15 protein-coding genes and 1 tRNA gene are annotated in these 17,205 nt (G+C 66.8%); 5 read left to right on the plus strand and 11 right to left on the minus strand.

Features of this window, described 5'->3' with window-relative positions; translation table 11 throughout:
* Positions 1–17: 17 nt before the first annotated feature.
* On the minus strand, positions 18–545 hold the full coding sequence (locus tag ACRCUN_RS05340) for a DUF6611 family protein (RefSeq protein WP_462140636.1): 528 nt from the start codon (positions 543–545) through the stop codon (positions 18–20).
* A 108-nt stretch (positions 546–653) separates the two neighbouring features.
* On the opposite strand from ACRCUN_RS05340, the gene ACRCUN_RS05345 reads away from it, so the two are divergent.
* Positions 654–1,688 carry a 4Fe-4S binding protein gene (locus ACRCUN_RS05345; RefSeq protein ID WP_462140637.1) on the plus strand — a complete coding sequence of 345 codons (1,035 nt, stop codon included), beginning with the start codon at positions 654–656 and terminating at the stop codon, positions 1,686–1,688.
* 79 nt (positions 1,689–1,767) lie between these two features.
* Here ACRCUN_RS05345 and pth read toward each other — a convergent pair whose 3' ends face one another.
* The 8 genes from pth to ACRCUN_RS05385 all read right to left on the minus strand — a co-directional run bounded on the left by pth (position 1,768) and on the right by ACRCUN_RS05385 (position 7,773).
* Positions 1,768–2,343, minus strand: a complete 576-nt coding sequence (gene pth, locus ACRCUN_RS05350; RefSeq protein ID WP_462140638.1) for an aminoacyl-tRNA hydrolase — start codon at positions 2,341–2,343, stop codon at positions 1,768–1,770.
* 6 nt (positions 2,344–2,349) lie between these two features.
* On the minus strand, positions 2,350–3,009 hold the full coding sequence (locus ACRCUN_RS05355; protein WP_462140639.1) for a 50S ribosomal protein L25/general stress protein Ctc: 660 nt from the start codon (positions 3,007–3,009) through the stop codon (positions 2,350–2,352).
* 159 nt (positions 3,010–3,168) lie between these two features.
* Positions 3,169–4,047, minus strand: coding sequence for an oxidoreductase (locus ACRCUN_RS05360; protein ID WP_462140640.1), 879 nt, complete (start codon positions 4,045–4,047; stop codon positions 3,169–3,171).
* Positions 4,048–4,122: 75 nt separating this feature from the next.
* Positions 4,123–4,725, minus strand: a complete 603-nt coding sequence (locus ACRCUN_RS05365) for an LpqN/LpqT family lipoprotein (RefSeq protein WP_462140968.1) — start codon at positions 4,723–4,725, stop codon at positions 4,123–4,125.
* Between the two features lie 35 nt (positions 4,726–4,760).
* The gene (arsC, locus tag ACRCUN_RS05370; protein WP_462140641.1) at positions 4,761–5,108 is read right to left on the minus strand and encodes an arsenate reductase (glutaredoxin); all 348 of its coding nucleotides are present in this window, start codon (positions 5,106–5,108) and stop codon (positions 4,761–4,763) included.
* The gene (locus ACRCUN_RS05375) at positions 5,108–6,088 is read right to left on the minus strand and encodes a ribose-phosphate diphosphokinase (RefSeq protein ID WP_462140642.1); all 981 of its coding nucleotides are present in this window, start codon (positions 6,086–6,088) and stop codon (positions 5,108–5,110) included. Before ACRCUN_RS05375 ends, arsC begins: the two co-directional genes overlap by 1 nt.
* 102 nt (positions 6,089–6,190) lie before the next feature.
* Positions 6,191–7,618: a bifunctional UDP-N-acetylglucosamine diphosphorylase/glucosamine-1-phosphate N-acetyltransferase GlmU gene (gene glmU, locus ACRCUN_RS05380; protein ID WP_462140643.1), complete on the minus strand. Its 1,428-nt coding sequence runs from the start codon at positions 7,616–7,618 to the stop codon at positions 6,191–6,193.
* Between the two features lie 83 nt (positions 7,619–7,701).
* A tRNA-Gln gene (locus ACRCUN_RS05385) sits at positions 7,702–7,773 on the minus strand.
* A gap of 85 nt (positions 7,774–7,858) precedes the next feature.
* Here ACRCUN_RS05385 and ACRCUN_RS05390 point away from each other — a divergent pair.
* A complete protein-coding gene (locus tag ACRCUN_RS05390) occupies positions 7,859–8,452 on the plus strand; it encodes a TetR/AcrR family transcriptional regulator (RefSeq protein ID WP_067844396.1) in 594 nt (197 codons plus the stop codon).
* Here ACRCUN_RS05390 and lysA read toward each other — a convergent pair whose 3' ends face one another.
* Complete coding sequence (lysA, locus tag ACRCUN_RS05395) at positions 8,453–9,793, minus strand: diaminopimelate decarboxylase (RefSeq protein WP_462140644.1); 1,341 nt, start codon at positions 9,791–9,793, stop codon at positions 8,453–8,455. It lies immediately after the preceding gene.
* A 106-nt stretch (positions 9,794–9,899) separates the two neighbouring features.
* On the opposite strand from lysA, the gene mfd reads away from it, so the two are divergent.
* The 3 genes from mfd (at position 9,900) to ACRCUN_RS05410 (ending at position 15,479) form a co-directional block, all read left to right on the plus strand.
* Entirely contained in the window at positions 9,900–13,532 is a 3,633-nt protein-coding gene (mfd, locus tag ACRCUN_RS05400; protein WP_462140645.1) for a transcription-repair coupling factor, read from the plus strand.
* Between the two features lie 235 nt (positions 13,533–13,767).
* Entirely contained in the window at positions 13,768–14,226 is a 459-nt protein-coding gene (locus ACRCUN_RS05405; protein WP_462140646.1) for a hypothetical protein, read from the plus strand.
* Positions 14,227–14,366: 140 nt separating this feature from the next.
* A complete protein-coding gene (locus tag ACRCUN_RS05410; protein WP_462140647.1) occupies positions 14,367–15,479 on the plus strand; it encodes a nucleoside triphosphate pyrophosphohydrolase in 1,113 nt (370 codons plus the stop codon).
* A gap of 289 nt (positions 15,480–15,768) precedes the next feature.
* Here ACRCUN_RS05410 and ACRCUN_RS05415 read toward each other — a convergent pair whose 3' ends face one another.
* Complete coding sequence (locus tag ACRCUN_RS05415; RefSeq protein WP_462140648.1) at positions 15,769–17,028, minus strand: IS30 family transposase; 1,260 nt, start codon at positions 17,026–17,028, stop codon at positions 15,769–15,771.
* Positions 17,029–17,205 lie beyond the last annotated feature (177 nt).

Consider the following 17,205-nt stretch of genomic DNA (forward strand, 5'->3'; position numbering starts at 1 on the left):
CTCGTACCGGTCGGCCATCACGCTTGCGGTCGCTCGCGCGTGAGTTCCAGCTCGTCGTACACCTGCCACCAGATCAGCTCGTGCTCGACGACGCTGATGTCACCGTGACTGAGGCGTTCGTCGGCCTCGAGCAGCACGGCCGCCAGCTCGGCGAGCCGGTCGCGGTTGGCCTGTGCCGTCGCGTCGGGGTAACCGATCATCGTCGTCACGAGCATGCCGCGTACGCGGGTGCGCGCCTCACCGGCCATCGCGAACGCGACAGCGCCCGCGCCGATGGCTGCCGCCGCGGAGACGCCGAACACCGCCCACGGCGTCATCGTCCCGGTCAGCATGATCTGGCACAGCAGCCACAACACGAACCCCCACACCGGCCAACCCCGCGCGAGCCGCAGCCAGCGATGTTCTGAGCGGCTCAACCCTGGCGGGTACACCACCAGGCGGTATTGCACGATGCCGAATCGGCCGGGCCGGATCTCGACCGTCCCCCAAGGCCGGGTGCCGTCGAGCAGGCGCTCGCCGTAGCGCTGCAACGCCCTGGCGTCCATACCTCAGGTGTACCCCTACCCGCGGAGCTCATACCCGGTTCGAACGGTTTCTTTACGCCATAGACCCCTGCCTTTGCGCTCTGAGTATAGCTAGATATACTCAGCTTCATGGCCGAGAGACTTCCCGCCCGCCTCGCCGACCATCCGACAGTGCGTGCGGTGCGGGCCCGTAGTGTCACGCCGCCGCCGGGCGTGATCGACGCCGGCTGGCTTCGTCAGCTCTGCCTGGATGCCGGCGCCGACGACGTCGCGTTCGCGAGTGCCGACGATCCGGCCCTGGAATCCGAACGCGAACATGCGGGCGTGGCGTTGCCCGGCGTTCGCAGCTACATCTCGCTCGTGGTCAAGATGAACCGCGACAACGTCCGGTCCACTACTCGCAGCGTCGCGAATCAGGAGTTCCACCGCAGCGGCGAGATCATCAACGAGGCCGCCCACCGGATCACCCGCGCGCTGGAGGATGCGGGCCATCGTGCGGTGAACCCGTCGGCCACCTTCCCGATGGAGATGGACCGGTTTCCCGGGCGGATCTGGGTCGTCGCGCACAAGCCGATCGCGGTGGCCGCGGGACTCGGCGTCATGGGCATCCACCGCAACGTGATCCATCCCCGGTTCGGCAACTTCATTCTGCTGGCGACGATTCTGCTGGGCAACCCGATCAGCAGTTACGGTGAGCCACTGGACTATTCACCGTGCCTCGAATGCAAGCTGTGCGTGGCGGCCTGCCCGGTCGGCGCGATCGGCAAGGACGGCGAGTTCGACTTCCTGGCGTGCTCGGTGCACAACTACCGCGAGTTCATGGGCGGTTTCACCGACTGGGCGCAGACCATCGCCGACAGCGCCGACGCGGATGATTTCCGGTCTCGGGTAAGCGATTCCGAGAATGCCTCGATGTGGCAGAGCTTGTCGTTCAAAGCCAACTACAAAGCCGCATACTGCCTGGCGGTGTGTCCAGCGGGGGAGGATGTCATCGAGCCGTACCTCGACGATCGCAAGGCCTTCATGGACACTGTCCTCAAACCCCTGCAGGACAAGCGCGAGACGCTCTACGTGCTGCCGAACTCCGCGGCCAAGGCGCATGCCGAGAAGCGGTATCCGCACAAGACCGTGAAGGTCGTCGACAGCGGCATTCGCGGGCGCTGAGGCGCTGCGAGCGTGCGCAAAGTGCCGGGCGTACGCGGCGTGTCGCGCAGCAGACACGCACGTTCGCGGTGAAAGGGAACTACCAGGCGTGCACGGTGTTCTGGGCCGGCTCAAGGCCCTGCGCGATCAACAGCTCGGTGGCGTCGGCGGCCTGTTCGCAGATCGTCGGAACTTCGTTTCGCTCAACGGAACTGAAGTTCTCCAGCACGTACGCGGCGGCGTCCTTGCGACCGGGCGGGCGGCCGACGCCGATGCGCACGCGGGCAAAACCATTGCTGCCCAACGCCGATGCGACGGATCTGAGCCCATTGTGACCGGCCACGCCGCCGCCGAACTTCAGCCGGATACGTCCGAAGTCGATGTCGAGCTCGTCATGGAGAACCACCACACGCTCGGCGGGAACCGAATAGAACTTGGCCAGTGGCCCGACCTGGCGGCCTGACTCGTTCATGTAGCAGCGTGGCTTGGCCAGCACCACCGGTGCGCCGGCGAGCCGGCCGGTCACCACCTCGGCGCCGGATTTCTTGTGCACCTTGAAGGCTGAGCCCATCCGCCCAGCCAACAGGTCGGCAACCATGAAGCCGAGATTGTGCCGGGTTTTGGCGTAGGTGGGCCCGGGGTTTCCCAGGCCCACCACCAGAAGCGGCTCGGCCACGGAGAGTTACTCGGCCGACTCTTCGGCTGCCTCGGCCGCGGGCTCCTCGGCGGCCGGTGCCTCGGCGGTCTCGCCCGCACCCTCGGCCTCGAGATCCTCGGCGCTCGGGGCCTCGACGACATTGATGACGAGCAGTTCGGGATCCGAGATCAGGTTGACGCCGGCGGGCAGCGCGATCTGGCCCGCGGTGAACTGCGTACCTGCCTCGACGCCCTCGACCGAGACGGTCAGGTGCTCGGGGATCGACAGCGCCTCGGCCTCGATCTCGATGGTGTTGGCGTCCTGGGTGACCAGGGTGCCGGGAACGGCTTCGCCCTCGACGGTGACGGTGACCTCGACGGTCACCTTCTCGCCGCGCTTGACCACCAGCAGGTCGGCGTGCTGGATGTTGCGGCGGATCGGGTGGATGTCCAGCGCCTTGGTCAGCGCGAGCTCTTCCTTGCCGTCGATGTCGAGCGTCAGCACGGCGTTGGTGCCGGTCTTACGCAGCACGGCGGCGAACTCATGGGCGTTGAGCTCGAGGTGCTGGGGGTCGGTGCCGTGGCCGTACAGGACGGTGGGCACCAAGCCGGCGCGGCGCGCCTGGCGCGACGCGCCCTTACCGGTGCGGGTGCGAACCGTCGCGGTCAGCTTGTTGGTGGCATTGGATTTTGCGGCCTTGGCCATTGCGTTGCTCCTCATATGCGGTACTGCGGTCATTCGTCAGCACGGCCAGGGTCGCAACACTTACAGAAGTTCCCGTCGATAACGGTGATCCACATGGTCCACCCTCGCCGTGACGCCTGGTCAGGGTAACAAAGTCAGGGCCCGGTTCCCAAAACGGCGTCAGCGGTCGAGCGGGTAGGACACCCCGGTGAGCTGCTCGGACAGGTCCCACAGCGCCTTTTGGGTGTCCGTTCGCTTGGCCAGCGGGCTGCGGCCGACCGGCTGAGTCGGGCCGAATTGCCCGAACCGCGGCCCGATGAAGCTGTCACCCGGCACGTCCTGCGACACGGCATACAGCGTCTGGCGGGCGCCGAACTCGGGTTCGGTTGCCATGAACCGGTTGCCCGCCGCGGCCATCCGCGAGCCGAACCGGCTACCGGTGTGGCCCTGGAGGTTGGTGGCGGAGTAGCCGGGATGGGCTGCGACCGCACGCACCGCGGAACCGGAGGCCGAAAGCCGGCGCTGCAGCTCAGAGGTGAACATCAGGTTCGCGAGTTTGGACTGTCCGTAGGCCAGCCACGCCGAATACGGCCTCGATTTCCAGTTCAGGTCCCGCAGGCTGATGACGCCGATCCAGTGCATGAGCGACGACACCGTGACAACGCGATCGGAGATCTTGGGCAGCAGGAGATTCGTCAGGGCGAAGTGGCCGAGATGGTTGGTGCCGATCTGGCTCTCGAAGCCGTCGGCGGTGCGGGCCAACGGGACGGCCATGATGCCGGCGTTGTTCACCAGGACGTCGACGGTCTCGACGGTGTCGGCGAACTCGTGCACCGACGCCAGATCCTGCAGGTCGAGCTTGCGGACCTCGACGGTGCCGCCCGTCATGGTCGCCGCCGCGGCTGTGCCCTTGTCCAGGTTGCGGACGGCGACGATCACCTTGGCGCCGACGCGGGCCAGTTCGCGCGCGGTGATCAGGCCCAGCCCGCTGTTGGCACCGGTGACGACGACGCTGCGGCCGGTGAACGAGGGCAGATCGGCGCTGGTCCATTGGGTCATGCGGTGGCCTCGCAGGCTCCGCCACGGCATTCCGTGCGGATGATTCGCTCGCAAGCTTCGCTCATGCGGACCAACTTACTTCTTCGCGACCGTGAACCCCGAGATGATCGACTCGATGTCGGCGGCCTGGGCCTGGGCTTCGTCGGCGTACGTCGTGACGGTCAGCTGGATCAGATACCGCTGCGGGGGTGCCTCGACGGTGGTGGGGATCACGACGCGGTTATAGCTCTGCATGCGCCGCCCGTTCAGGTCGTAGCTGCCCTCGATCATCGCCGACGGGAAACCACGCCAATCGTCGGTCGAGGCGTTGAGCTGCTTGAAGTTCTCCGACAGCTGAGCATCGGCGTAACCGTGGTCCTTGAGAGCCTGCGGCACGTCGAAGTCGCCGTGCAGTTCGAACACCAGGAGCATGGCCGTCGGATAGGTGTCGCCCTTGGCGATCATCCGGGTGCGCGGCGCCAGGTTGGGGTTGCTGTACGGGTGCCAGCCCGGCGGGGTCGGCATCGTGATGGTGAGATCCGGGATGTCTTCCGGGGCGACCGGTTCGCCGACGACACCAGAGTTCTCCAGGTACTGCCACAGCGGCACGGGCGGCGCGTCGGTCGATGTCGTCGTGGTGGCGGTCGTCGTCCAGATCGACTGGTAGTCGGGGGTCTCGGCGCCGCACCCGGTCAGCATCAACGCCGCCACCGCGCCTGCGGCGATCAGCCGGTTCACAGAATCTCTTGCACCGAATCGATCGGCCGGGCCAGCCGGGTTCCCTTCGCGGTGACGACGAACGGGCGCTCGATCAGGATCGGGTGCTCGGCCATCGCGTCGAGCAGCTCCTCGTCGGACGCATCGGCCAAACCCAGCTCGCTGTAGAGCGATTCGCGTTTGCGTACCGCGGTGCGCACGTCGATGCCGGCGTCGGCGATCATCTTCTTCAGCTCGGCCCGTGTCGGCGGCGTCTTGAGGTACTGCACGACGTCGGGCTCAATGCCGTTCTCCCGCAACAACTCCAGCGTCTTGCGCGACGTCGAGCATTTGGGATTGTGATAAATGGTGGCCTCGGCAGCCACTACGCCGACCCGTCGAACAGGCTGGTGACCGAACCGTTGTCGAACACCGCGCGGATGGTGCTGGCCAGCAGCGGCGCGATGGAGAGCACGGTCAGCTGCGGGAACTGCTTGTCCTCGCCGATCGGCAGGGTGTTGGTCACGATGACCTCACGCGCCCCGCACGAGGCGAGCCGCTCGCGGGCCGGATCCGACAGCACGCCGTGGGTGGCCGCGATGATGACGTCCGCGGCGCCGTCCTCCTTGAGGAGTTTGACCGCGCCTGCGATCGTGCCGCCGGTGTCGATCATGTCGTCGGTCAGGATGCAGGTCTTGCCCTTCACCTCGCCGACCACGCGGTTGGACTTCACCTGGTTGGGCACGAGCGGGTCGCGAGTCTTGTGGATGAAGGCCAGCGGCACGCCGCCCAGCGAATCAGCCCACTTCTCGGCGACGCGCACGCGGCCCGAGTCGGGTGAGACGACGACCATGTCGTGGTCGGAGTAGTTCTCGGCGATGTAGCCGCACAGCAGTGACTGCGCCCGCATGTGGTCGACCGGGCCGTCGAAGAAGCCCTGGATCTGGTCGGTGTGCAGGTCGACCGACACGATGCGGTCCGCGCCTGCGGTCTTGAGCAGGTCGGCGACCAGTCGTGCGGAGATCGGTTCGCGGCCGCGGTGCTTCTTGTCCTGACGCGCGTACGGATAGAACGGCAGGATCGCGGTGATGCGCTTGGCGCTGCCGCGCTTGAGCGCATCGATCATGATGAGCTGCTCCATGAGCCACTGGTTGAGCGGCGCCGGGTGGCTCTGCAGCACGAATGCGTCGCTGCCGCGCACGGACTCGTCGAACCGGACGAAGATCTCGCCGTTGGCGAAATCGCGTGCGGTCTGCGCCGTCACATGGACGTCGAGTTCTTTGGCGACCTGTTCAGCCAACTCCGGATGGGCTCGGCCGGAGAACAGCATCAGGCTTTTGCGATTGTCGGTCCAGTCCGTGGCCACTGTGTGCTGCCTTCGCGGTCGGGAATCGATACGGGGCAATCGTACGTAGCCTTTCCGGGTGCTCGTAGCCGGGTTACCAGATTGCCAACGGAAAACGTCTAGTCACCCTTCTTCGCCCCGCGCTTTGCGTGCGGCTTCGGCGGCCGCCGAGCCAGGACGTTTGCGCTCGACCCAGCCTTCGATCGTGCGCTGCGCATTGTCCGAGACGGCCAGCGCGCCCGGCGGGACGTCGTCGCGCAGCACGGTCCCGGCGCCGGTGTAGGCACCGTCGCCGACGCTGACCGGCGCGATGAACATCGTGTCCGAGCCGGTGCGGACGTGTGAGCCGACCGTGGTGCGGTGCTTGCTCTCGCCGTCGTAGTTGACAAACACACTCGACGCGCCGATGTTGCTGTGATCGCCGATGTCGGCGTCGCCGACGTAGGTGAGATGCGGCACTTTGGTGCCGGTGCCGATCGTGGCGTTCTTCGTCTCGACGAAAGCACCCAGCTTGCCGTCCGCGCCCAGCGTGGTGCCGGGCCGCAGATAAGTGAACGGACCGACCGTGGCACCGTCTCCGATCACCGCGAGCCGTCCGTGCGTACGGACCACCGACGCCCGGTCGCCGATTTCGACGTCGGTCAGGGTCGTGTCCGGGCCGATCTCACAGCCCGTACCGATCTCGGTGGTGCCGAGCAACTGCGTGCCCGGCCGGACGACGGTGTCGCGCCCGATGGTCACGTCGACGTCGATCCACGTACTCGCCGGGTCGATGACCGTCACCCCGGCGCGCTGATGTTGGGCGACGATGCGCCGGTTCAGTTCGGCGCCGAGCTCGGAGAGTTGCACCCGGTCGTTCACACCCGCGACGAGCGCACTGTCGTCGACGTGCTTGGCCTGTACCGGCAGACCCTGGTTGCGGATCAACGCGATCGCGTCGGTGAGGTACAGCTCGCCCTGGGCGTTGTCGGTGCGCAACTGGGTGAGCGCCGACCGCAGCGCGGCCGCATCGAAGGCGTACACCCCGGAGTTGATCTCGGCGACGGCGCGCTGCGCCTCGTCGGCATCGGCGTGCTCGACGATCGCGGTGACCGCGCGGTCGGCGTCACGGATGATGCGGCCGTAGCCGGTGGGGTCGGCCAGCGTGGTGGTCAGGATGGTCACACCCGAGTCCTGGTGGGCTGCGGCCAGGGCGGCCAGCGTCTCACCGTCGAGCAGCGGAACGTCGGCGGTGGTGACGATGACGGTGCCGCCGAAATCGCTCGGCAACCCGGCGAGGCCGACACTGACCGCATGTCCGGTTCCGAGTTGTTGGTCCTGCACGACGGCGGTGGCCTTGGTGCTGACCCGGGCCACCTCGGCGCTGACCTGCTCACGACCGTGCCCGACGACCACCACGACGTGGGTGGGCATCAGCGCGGTGACCGCGTGCAGGGTGTGGGCCAGCATGCTGCGCCCGCCAACAGCGTGCAGGACTTTGGGGGTGGCCGACCGCATCCGGGTTCCTGCGCCTGCGGCCAGGACGATCACGGCGGTTTCGGTGGTGGACACGAATCTCCTCCTCCACGAGCGACCGTGTCTGCACGAGGACACGCCGTCGACGCTGTCAGTTCGGGGTCACTCGCGCTGTTGAGCTCCGTCGCCAGGACTCGAACCTGAACTATCTGAACCAAAATCAGAGGTGCTGCCGATTACACCACGACGGAATGTCCGGGTGAGACTCTAGTCGAAAGGGCTAGCCTGATACGCGTGGCAGCACCCGAGAAGGAAGTGCGTGCACCTCGCGCCCGGATGACCGGCAGCGAGCGGCGGCAACAGCTCATCGAGATCGCCAAGTCGCTGTTCGCCGAACGCGGCTACGACGGCACCTCGATCGAGGAGGTCGCGCTGCGCGCGAACGTCTCGAAGCCCGTCGTCTACGAGCACTTCGGCGGCAAGGAAGGGTTGTACGCCGTCGTCGTCGACCGCGAGATGTCGGCGCTGCTCGACGGCATCACGTCGTCGCTGACCAACAATAGGTCGCGCGTGCGGGTCGAGCGGGTCGCGCTCGCGCTGCTGACCTACGTCGAGGAACACACCGACGGCTTTCGCATCCTGATCCGCGATTCGCCCGCGGCGATCACGTCGGGCACCTACGCCACGCTGCTCAACGACGCGGTCAACCAGGTGGCCTCGATCCTGGCCGGCGACTTCTCCCGGCGCGGTCTCGATCCCGATCTCGCGCCGCTGTACGCGCAGGCCCTTGTCGGATCGGTGTCGATGACCGCGCAGTGGTGGCTCGACGTCCGCGAGCCCAAGAAAGAGGTCGTCGCCGCGCACGTCGTCAACCTCATGTGGAACGGGCTGACCCACCTCGAGGCCGACCCGCACCTCGAAGCCGACTAGCTAACCCACATCCCGGGCAAGCAGATCGGCTGTCGTCTCCCGGCGCACCAGCAGCCGCGTCGCACCGTCGCGCACCGCGACCACGGGCGGCCGGCCCACCATGTTGTACGTCGACGCCATGCTGTGGTGATAGGCACCGGTGCAGGCCACCGCCAACAGATCCCCGGGATGGATGTCGGCCGGGAGGTCGACGTCGCGGATGATCTCGTCGCCGGCCTCACAGTGCCTGCCCGCAACGGTGACTTTCATCGTCGGCCCTAACGCATGCCGATTGGCCAGCGTCACAGTGTATTTCGCGCCGTAGAGCCCGACCCGCGGATTGTCGCTCATGCCGCCGTCCACCGCGACGAACGTCCGCCCGCCGGGCTGGGACTTCACGCCGCACACCCGGTACAGCGTGACGCCGGCCCTGGCGCTGATCGCCCGGCCGGGTTCGACGACGACGCGTGGACGCGGGAACCGCTCGGCGGTGCACACGCTGTCGAGGGCTTCGTCGATCACGCCGGCCAGCGCGGCCAGGTCGAGCGCAGCCTCGCCGTCGACGTAGCGAACCCCGTGCCCGCCACCGATGTTCAGCTCGGTCAGCACCACACCGTGCGCGTGCCGAATGTCGGCCATTTCGGTGATCAGCCGCTTGATCGCCTCGCCGTAGTGCAGTGGATCGACCACCTGCGAGCCGATATGGCAGTGCAGTCCCACCAGCTCGAGCTGCGGTGTGGCCAGTACCCGCGCGGCCGCGTGTGCGGCTTGCCGGTCGGCGAGCGTGAAACCGAACTTCTGATCGCATACCCCGGTCGCGACGGCGCGATGGCCGGCGATGTCGATGCCCGGCGTCACCCGGATCAGTACCCGTTGACGCTTACGCACGAGCCCGGCCAGGTAGGCGATCTCGATCGACGAGTCCAGCACGATGCGCCCCACCCCGACGTCGACCGCGTTGCGCAGCTCGTCGCAGGACTTGGCGTTGCCGTGGAGCACGATGCGTTCGGGTGTCACGCCACCGGCCAATGCCGTCGCGAGCTCGCCTGCCGAGCACACGTCGAGCCCGAGTCCTTCCTCGGACACCCACCGCGCCACGGCCGTCGTCAGCAGGGATTTACCCGCGTACACCACCTCACACCCGCGCAACGCCTCGCGGTAGCGCTGGGCGCGGCTGCGGAAGTCGGCCTCGTCGAGCACGTAGGCGGGGGTGCGGAACTCGTCGGCGATGTCGGTCAGCGCCACCCGCCCGACCGTGACCCGGCCCTGCGCGTCGACCCCGGTGGTGAGTGGCCAGATCGACGGATCGAGGCGTGGGGTGGCGGCGTACCGCAGCGACGGCAGGATGTCCAGCAATGTCATGACTTCACGGTGGACCGTGCTGGTGAGACGGGTGCGGGGCTTGACGGTCTCTTAACGTCACCGGGCCGAATCCTGACGAACCGGCGCCGCCTAGGATGGAGAAATCATGACCGCACCGGGGCACACCCATGTCCAGACCCCGATCGCGGGTCTCGTCGAGTTGGCATTGTCCGATCCGTCCCTGCAGGACGTCATTCGTCGTGCCGCCGGCCGGCCCGCCGATCTGGCGTTGGTCGGGCCGGCAAGCGCACGCGTGCTGGTGGCGGCCGCACTGGCCCAGAACGGTCCGCTTCTCGTGGTCGCAGCCACCGGCCGGGAGGCCGACGATCTGACCTCGGAGCTGCGCGGGGTGTTCGGCGACGCGGCCGCGCTGTTCCCGTCGTGGGAGACGCTGCCGCACGAACGGCTGTCGCCGGGCGTGGAGACGGTGGGCGCGCGGTTGTTACTGCTGCGCCGGCTCGCCCATCCCGACGACGCGACGCTCGGCCCGCCACTGCGGGTCGTGGTGACGACGGCGCGCTCGCTGCTTCAGCCGATGTCACCCGACATGGTCAACGTCGAACCGGTGCAGCTGTCCGTTGGGCTGGAAGCCGATTTCGACGACGTCGTCGCGCGGCTCGTCCACCTGGCCTACACGCGTGTCGACATGGTGGGCAAACGCGGCGAGTTTGCGGTCCGCGGCGGCATCCTCGATGTGTTCCCGCCCACCGCCGAGCATCCGGTGCGTGTCGAGTTCTGGGGCGACGAGGTTTCGGAGATGCGGATGTTCTCGATCGCCGACCAGCGGTCGATCCCGGAGATTCCCGTCGAAACCGTGGTCGCGGTGCCGTGCCGTGAGCTGCTGATGACTGCTGACGTGCGGGAGCGGGCCGCCGCGCTGGCCCAAGAGCACCCGACCCACGAGAACAGCGTGCCTGGCAGCGTGCCCGACATGCTGGCCAAGCTCGCCGAAGGCATCCCGGTGGACGGCATGGAAGCGCTGCTGCCGCTTCTGCATCCGGTCGAGCCGACGACGCTGACGCACCATCTGCCCGACGGCGCCCCGGTTTTGGTGTGCGATCCGGAGAAGGTGCGCACGCGCGCGGCCGATCTGATCAAGACGGGCCGGGAATTCCTTGAGGCGTCGTGGTCGACGGCCGCGGTCGGCGGCGATGCCCCGATCGACATCGAGGCGCTCGGCGCGTCGGGATTCGTGCCGTTCAGCGAGGCACGCGACGGCGCCCGCAAGGCCGGTCACCCGTGGTGGACGCTGTCACAGTTGTCGGACGAGTCCGCCACCGAACTCGACCTGCGCCCGGCGCCGTCGGCCCGCAGTCAACAGAGTCTCGAAGAGATCTTCGCGATGCTGCGGGCACACGTCGCGACCGGCGGGTACGCCGCGATCGTCACGCCGGGCACCGGCACCGCGCACCGCGTAGTCGAGCAGCTCGCCGAATCCGACACCGCGGCAACGATGTTGGAGCCCGGCACGGCGCCGAAGGCCGGCGTCGTCGGCGTGCTCAAGGGTCCGCTGCACGACGGCGTGATCCTGCCGGGCGCCAATCTGGTGATCATCACCGAGACCGATCTCACCGGTAACCGCGTGACGGCCTCGGAGGGCAAAAAGCTTGCCGCCAAACGGCGCAACGTTGTCGACCCGCTCGCACTGACCGCCGGTGACCTGGTGGTGCACGATCAGCACGGCATCGGCAAGTTCGTCGAAATGACCGAGCGGGTCGTCGGCGGGGCGCGGCGCGAGTACCTGGTGCTCGAGTACGCCTCATCGAAGCGGGGCGGCGGATCGGACCGACTGTACGTGCCGATGGATTCGCTCGACCAGCTGTCACGCTACGTCGGCGGTGAAGCGCCGTCGTTGTCCAAGCTCGGCGGCAGCGACTGGGCCAACACCAAAACCAAAGCGCGCCGGGCGGTTCGGGAGATCGCCAGCGAGCTCGTCGCGTTGTATGCCAAACGCCAGTCCGCACCCGGGCATGCGTTCGGGCCGGACACGCCGTGGCAGGCCGAGATGGAGGACGCGTTCGGGTTCACCGAGACCATGGACCAGCTGACCGCGATCACCGAGGTCAAGGCCGACATGGAGAAGCCGGTGCCGATGGACCGCGTGATCTGCGGTGACGTGGGCTACGGCAAGACCGAGATCGCGGTGCGTGCCGCGTTCAAGGCCGTGCAGGACGGCAAGCAGGTCGCGGTGCTGGTGCCGACGACGCTGCTGGCCGATCAGCACCTGCAGACGTTCACCGCGCGCATGGCCGGGTTCCCGGTCACCGTCAAGGGTTTGTCCCGGTTCACCGATCCGATGGAATCCCGCGCCGTGCTGGAAGGCATGAAGGACGGCTCGGTCGACGTCGTCATCGGCACCCACCGGCTGCTGCAGACCGGGGTCATGTGGAAAGACTTGGGCCTCATCATCGTTGACGAGGAACAGCGGTTCGGCGTCGAGCACAAAGAGCACATCAAGTCGATGCGGACCCACGTCGACGTGCTGACGATGAGCGCGACCCCGATCCCGCGAACCCTGGAGATGAGCCTGGCCGGCATCCGCGAGATGTCGACGATCCTCACTCCGCCCGAGGAGCGGTACCCGGTGCTGACCTACGTCGGCCCGCACGACGACAAGCAGGTGGCCGCCGCGCTGCGCCGCGAGTTGCTGCGAGACGGGCAGGCGTTCTACATCCACAACCGGGTGCGCTCGATCGACCAGGCCGCGGCGCGCGTGCGTCAGCTCGTTCCGGAGGCCCGCGTTGTCGTCGCACACGGACAGATGAACGAGGAAACCCTCGAGAAGACCGTCGAGGGCTTCTGGAATCGCGAATACGACATTCTCGTGTGCACCACGATCGTCGAGACCGGCCTGGACATTTCCAACGCCAACACACTGATCGTCGAGCGGGCCGACACGTTCGGGCTGTCGCAACTGCACCAGTTGCGGGGCCGCGTCGGCCGTAGCCGCGAGCGCGGTTACGCCTACTTCCTGTATCCGCCCGAGGTCCCGCTGACCGAGACGGCATATGACCGGCTGGCGACGATCGCGCAGAACAACGAGCTGGGTGCAGGCATGGCCGTTGCCATGAAAGACCTGGAGATCCGCGGAGCGGGCAACGTGCTCGGTGTCGAGCAGTCCGGTCACGTCGCCGGTGTCGGCTTCGATCTGTACGTGCGGCTGGTCGGCGAGGCGGTCGAGGCGTACCGGGCCGCCGCCGACGGGAAAACCGTTGCCACGCCACAGGAGCCGAAAGAAGTGCGGGTCGATCTGCCGGTCGACGCGCACCTGCCGCCTGACTACATCGGCAGTGACCGGCTGCGGCTGGAGGGCTACCGGCGGCTCGCCGCGGCTTCCGATGAGGATGCCGTGCGTGCCGTCGTGGAGGAACTCGTCGACCGCTACGGCCCACTGCCCGAGCCGGCGCAGCGCCTCGTCGCGGTCGCGCTGCTGCGCCTGCTGTGCCGCGAGTACGGCATCACCGAGATCGGCGCGGTGTCGGCGTCGACCGTGCGGCTGTCGCCCATGGTGTTACCGGATTCCGCGCAGTTGCGGCTCAAGCGCATGTACCCGGGCGGGCATTACCGCGCCACCACGTCGACGGTGCAGGTGCCGCTGCCCCGCGCGGGTGACGGCGTCGGCGCGCCCCGCATCCGCGATCTTGAGCTTGTGCAGTGGGTGGCCGGGTTGGTGCTCGTCCTCAACGGCCAGACGGAGGGCAGTGTCGACTTGACCGCGAAATTCAATTTCTCGGGCTGATTGCCTGGTAAGCGCGCATTTTTGGCGCGTGACGCGCTCGAATTGCCGAAACGCTGATAACGCATCCGGGGTGGGGATCCGACATACACCACGGGGGGTCAAGGTGTTGCGTTGCCGTTGTGTAGATACGGCAAGATCGTCAGCCATAGGGCGGTCATGCAATTTCCTAAACCGAACATCACGCGATTGCCACCGAATGGTGAGTTATCGCATGACGCAAGGCGAAGGAGCGACCATGAACATCAAGAAGCTCGCAGTTACCACGACGACGGCCGGTGCACTGGGACTCGGCGCGCTCGGCCTGGGCACAGGTCTCGCGCAGGCCGAACCGAATGTGCCTGCGCCACCTCCGATTCCGAGTCCGACCGTGCCGGGTGTGAACGTGCCTGACGTGGACGTCCCCGACGTGAATTTGCCGGACGTGAACGTCCCGGACGTCGATCTGCCCGACGTCGAAGTGCCGACCGTGCAATTTCCTGAGGTGGACAACTTCTTCGGGCTGCCGAACGGGCACATCCCGCCCGGTCAGCTGATGAATTCGCCGTCCATCAACGGTGTTGAGAATCCGTTCTACGGAATTCCTCCCGGCGAACTGCAGAAGCTGCCCACGGTGAACGGAATCGAGAACCCGTTCTTCGATGAGACGCCGGGTCACTGGGTGATCCCGGACGATCCGTTCCCGCCGGAGTCCTGAGTCACGCGTATGTGACATGATGGCCGCCTTGCCTTCGGGCAGGGCGGCCATCCCGTGTGACCAGGCGCATCCAGGTCCGGCAACGTGTTGGTATAACCGAGATCAGCGGTGTCGTCGAAATGCGTGAGGGGGTGTGCCCGATGACCGTCGTATTGGTCGACCCTCGCCGCCCGTCACTCATCCCTGTGAACGCGATCGATCTGCTCACCGGTGATGTGCAGTACACCGAGGAGATGCCGGTCAAGGTGCCGTGGTCGCTGCCTGCGGCGCGCCCCGCCTATGACGGTGACGACGCGCCCGTGCTGCTGTCGTCCGACCCCGAGCATCCAGCGGTGAAGGCCCGCCTCGCCGCGGGCGAGCGGCTCATCGCGGCCCCCGAGGCGCAGCCCGGCGAGCGGATCGTCGATGCGGTGGCGATGATGGACAAGCTGCGCACCTCCGGGCCGTGGGAGAGCGAACAGACCCACGACTCGCTGCGCCGCTACCTCCTCGAGGAAACCTACGAGCTGTTCGACGCCGTTCGCGGCGGCAACGCCGACGAGCTCCGCGAGGAACTCGGCGACGTGCTGCTGCAGGTGCTGTTCCACGCCCGCATCGCCGAGGATGCGCCACATCATCCGTTCAACATCGATGACGTCGCCGACGCGCTCGTGCGCAAGCTCGGCAACCGCGTGCCTGCAGTCCTTGCCGGCGAATCCATTTCGCTCGATGAGCAACTCGCGCAGTGGGAAGAACGCAAGGCCCAGGAGCGGTCGGTGAAGTCCCGGACGTCCTGCATGGACGACGTGCCCACCGGGCAACCGGCACTGGCATTGGCGCAGAAGGTGATTGCCCGCGTCAGGCAGGCCGGCCTGCCCGCCGATCTGATTCCCGCGTCCCTGACATCGGTCACGGTGTCAGGTGATACCGACGCCGAAAACGAGCTCCGCACAGCGGTATTGGAGTTCATGGACACCGTGCGACTGGTGGAATCCGACGTCGCCGCCGGCCGCCGCGGCGTGGACGTCCCCGAGGAACTCGACGTGACCCCATTGGGCACGATCACCGCGGACGAGTGGCGTACCTACTGGCCGGCCGGGGATTTCGCCGCGGTAGAACCGGAACCCGAAGTCGACGAAACCGCCGATGTCGACGAGGAACCCGCGCCCGACGAAGCGCCGGCCGAGGAGCCCACGCCGGACGAGGAATCCGAGCCCGACGAAGCGCAGACCGAATCCGAGGGTCCCGCACAACCGGACCGCGCCGACGACTGAGCCCGACGTTCGCGCCGCTCTGGGTCGGGTGCCGTGCTGCCCGCCTATTAGCGACAATGTCGCGGAATTCGCCACCTGCGCCGCATATGCCTCTGGTGTCTCAGAGGCCGGATCACATGGCTCCCCCCAGCACCATCCACCACGTCGGTCGCACGTTTTCGGCTGCCCGCATTACAGCGACAATGTCGCTGGCGGTCGGATTACCACTCGAAATCGCCTGATATCTCGGAACCCATTCGAGCTTGACGTTCCGCGTTTGTAGCGTCATGGCGGTCCCCGGGCGGCGGTTTCAAGCCTTGAATGCAACAGCTGATGGTTCGGGCGGTCTCGAGAGTAGTTCGTCGAGGGCTTCGGCCGGGGTTTTCCAGCTCAGCGTCTTGCGTGGCCGGGTATTGAGTTGGGCTGCCACATAGTCGAGGTAGTCGGCCGGGAACACTGATAGGTCGGTGCCTTTAGCAAAGTATTGGCGTAACAAGCCGTTGGTGTTTTCGTTGGTTCCGCGCTGCCAAGGTGAATGCGGATCGCAAAAGTAGATGTCCAGCTCGGTCGCCTTGGCGATGGCAACGTGGTTGGCCATCTCCTTGCCCTGATCCCAGGTCAGCGTTTTACGCAGAATCGACGGCAGCGCAGCAATTTTCGCCACGATCGCCTCCTGCACCGCGGCCGCGTCGTGGCCGTGCGGCAGGTACAGCAGCATCGTGAAGCGGGTCATGCGCTCCACGAAGGTGCCGATCGCGGTGTTGTTCAGCTCACCCATGAGCAGGTCGCCCTCCCAGTGCCCGGGCACCGCGCGGTCGTTGATCGTGGGTGGGCGCTCACTGATGTTGACCATGTCGGGAATCCGACCCCGGCGCTCATCGGCACGCCGTTGTGGCTTGCGCAGTGCCCGCCCGGTGCGCAGACAGGTATGTATCTCGCGGCGCAGGTTACCTTTGGATTGCACGTAAATGGCCTGGTAGATGGTTTCGTGCGACACCCGCATCTCCGGCTCGTCGGGGAAATCCAGCCGCAGGCGGTTGGAGATCTGCTGGGGACTGTGCCTGTCGTCCAACCGATTCTGCACCTCATCGTGCAACCGTTCATTGGTCGCCAGCTTGCCCGGCTTGGGCCGGCGAGCCCGCTCAGTGGCGTGCGACTGAGCCAGGTCGGCCCGATACTTCGGTTTGGTTGTCGGCCCGCCGTGCCACGGGGCGCCGAACCGATACCGTGCCCGATAACGACCACGGCACCACGCATTCCGATCGATCTCGCGCATGATCGTTGTCGGATGGCGATCCAACCGTCGCGCCATCTCGCGGATCGACTCTTGCCTGGCTACGCCGTCTTGGATCTCATTGCGCTCTTCAACAGTGAGCCGGGGCCGCGAACGCGCAGCCGACTCGTCGGGGAATTTCGGTCTCACCCCACCAGCATCAGCAAACCAACGCCTACCGCTGGTTTCCGACGCGCCGACGGCCACCCCGGCCTCACTGGGGGTCATTCCCCGCTGGATGTGATCCCAGAACTGACGACCAACACAGGCCAACCCACACGGACGACGTGCACGCATCAACAACTCCTCAGCTAGAAGCTGTTGCATCCACCCCCAGAACTCAAGGGCCGATTCTCCGCCATAGCGCTTCACGCGCGGGCCGGGGCTTCACGCCGTCGCTTGATGCGGCAACTACGGAGCGGCCCAACAGCGACTATGTCGCTCGTAGGTGGGCACGCTGAATTCCGTTGCGCG

It is taken from the genome of Mycobacterium venezuelense (genome assembly GCF_054919535.1).

What these genes read in the sequence shown, in the direction of transcription:
- ACRCUN_RS05340 (WP_462140636.1), bottom strand. Translation starts at nt 545, where the DNA reads ATGGACGCCAGGGCGTTGCAGCGCTACGGCGAGCGCCTGCTCGACGGC.
- ACRCUN_RS05345 (WP_462140637.1), top strand. Translation starts at nt 654, where the DNA reads ATGGCCGAGAGACTTCCCGCCCGCCTCGCCGACCATCCGACAGTGCGT.
- ACRCUN_RS05355 (WP_462140639.1), bottom strand. Translation starts at nt 3,009, where the DNA reads ATGGCCAAGGCCGCAAAATCCAATGCCACCAACAAGCTGACCGCGACG.
- ACRCUN_RS05360 (WP_462140640.1), bottom strand. Translation starts at nt 4,047, where the DNA reads ATGACCCAATGGACCAGCGCCGATCTGCCCTCGTTCACCGGCCGCAGC.
- ACRCUN_RS05365 (WP_462140968.1), bottom strand. Translation starts at nt 4,725, where the DNA reads ATGCTGACCGGGTGCGGCGCCGAGACCCCCGACTACCAGTCGATCTGG.
- ACRCUN_RS05390 (WP_067844396.1), top strand. Translation starts at nt 7,859, where the DNA reads ATGACCGGCAGCGAGCGGCGGCAACAGCTCATCGAGATCGCCAAGTCG.
- lysA (WP_462140644.1), bottom strand. Translation starts at nt 9,793, where the DNA reads ATGACATTGCTGGACATCCTGCCGTCGCTGCGGTACGCCGCCACCCCA.
- mfd (WP_462140645.1), top strand. Translation starts at nt 9,900, where the DNA reads ATGACCGCACCGGGGCACACCCATGTCCAGACCCCGATCGCGGGTCTC.
- ACRCUN_RS05405 (WP_462140646.1), top strand. Translation starts at nt 13,768, where the DNA reads ATGAACATCAAGAAGCTCGCAGTTACCACGACGACGGCCGGTGCACTG.
- ACRCUN_RS05410 (WP_462140647.1), top strand. Translation starts at nt 14,367, where the DNA reads ATGACCGTCGTATTGGTCGACCCTCGCCGCCCGTCACTCATCCCTGTG.
- ACRCUN_RS05415 (WP_462140648.1), bottom strand. Translation starts at nt 17,028, where the DNA reads ATGCGTGCACGTCGTCCGTGTGGGTTGGCCTGTGTTGGTCGTCAGTTC.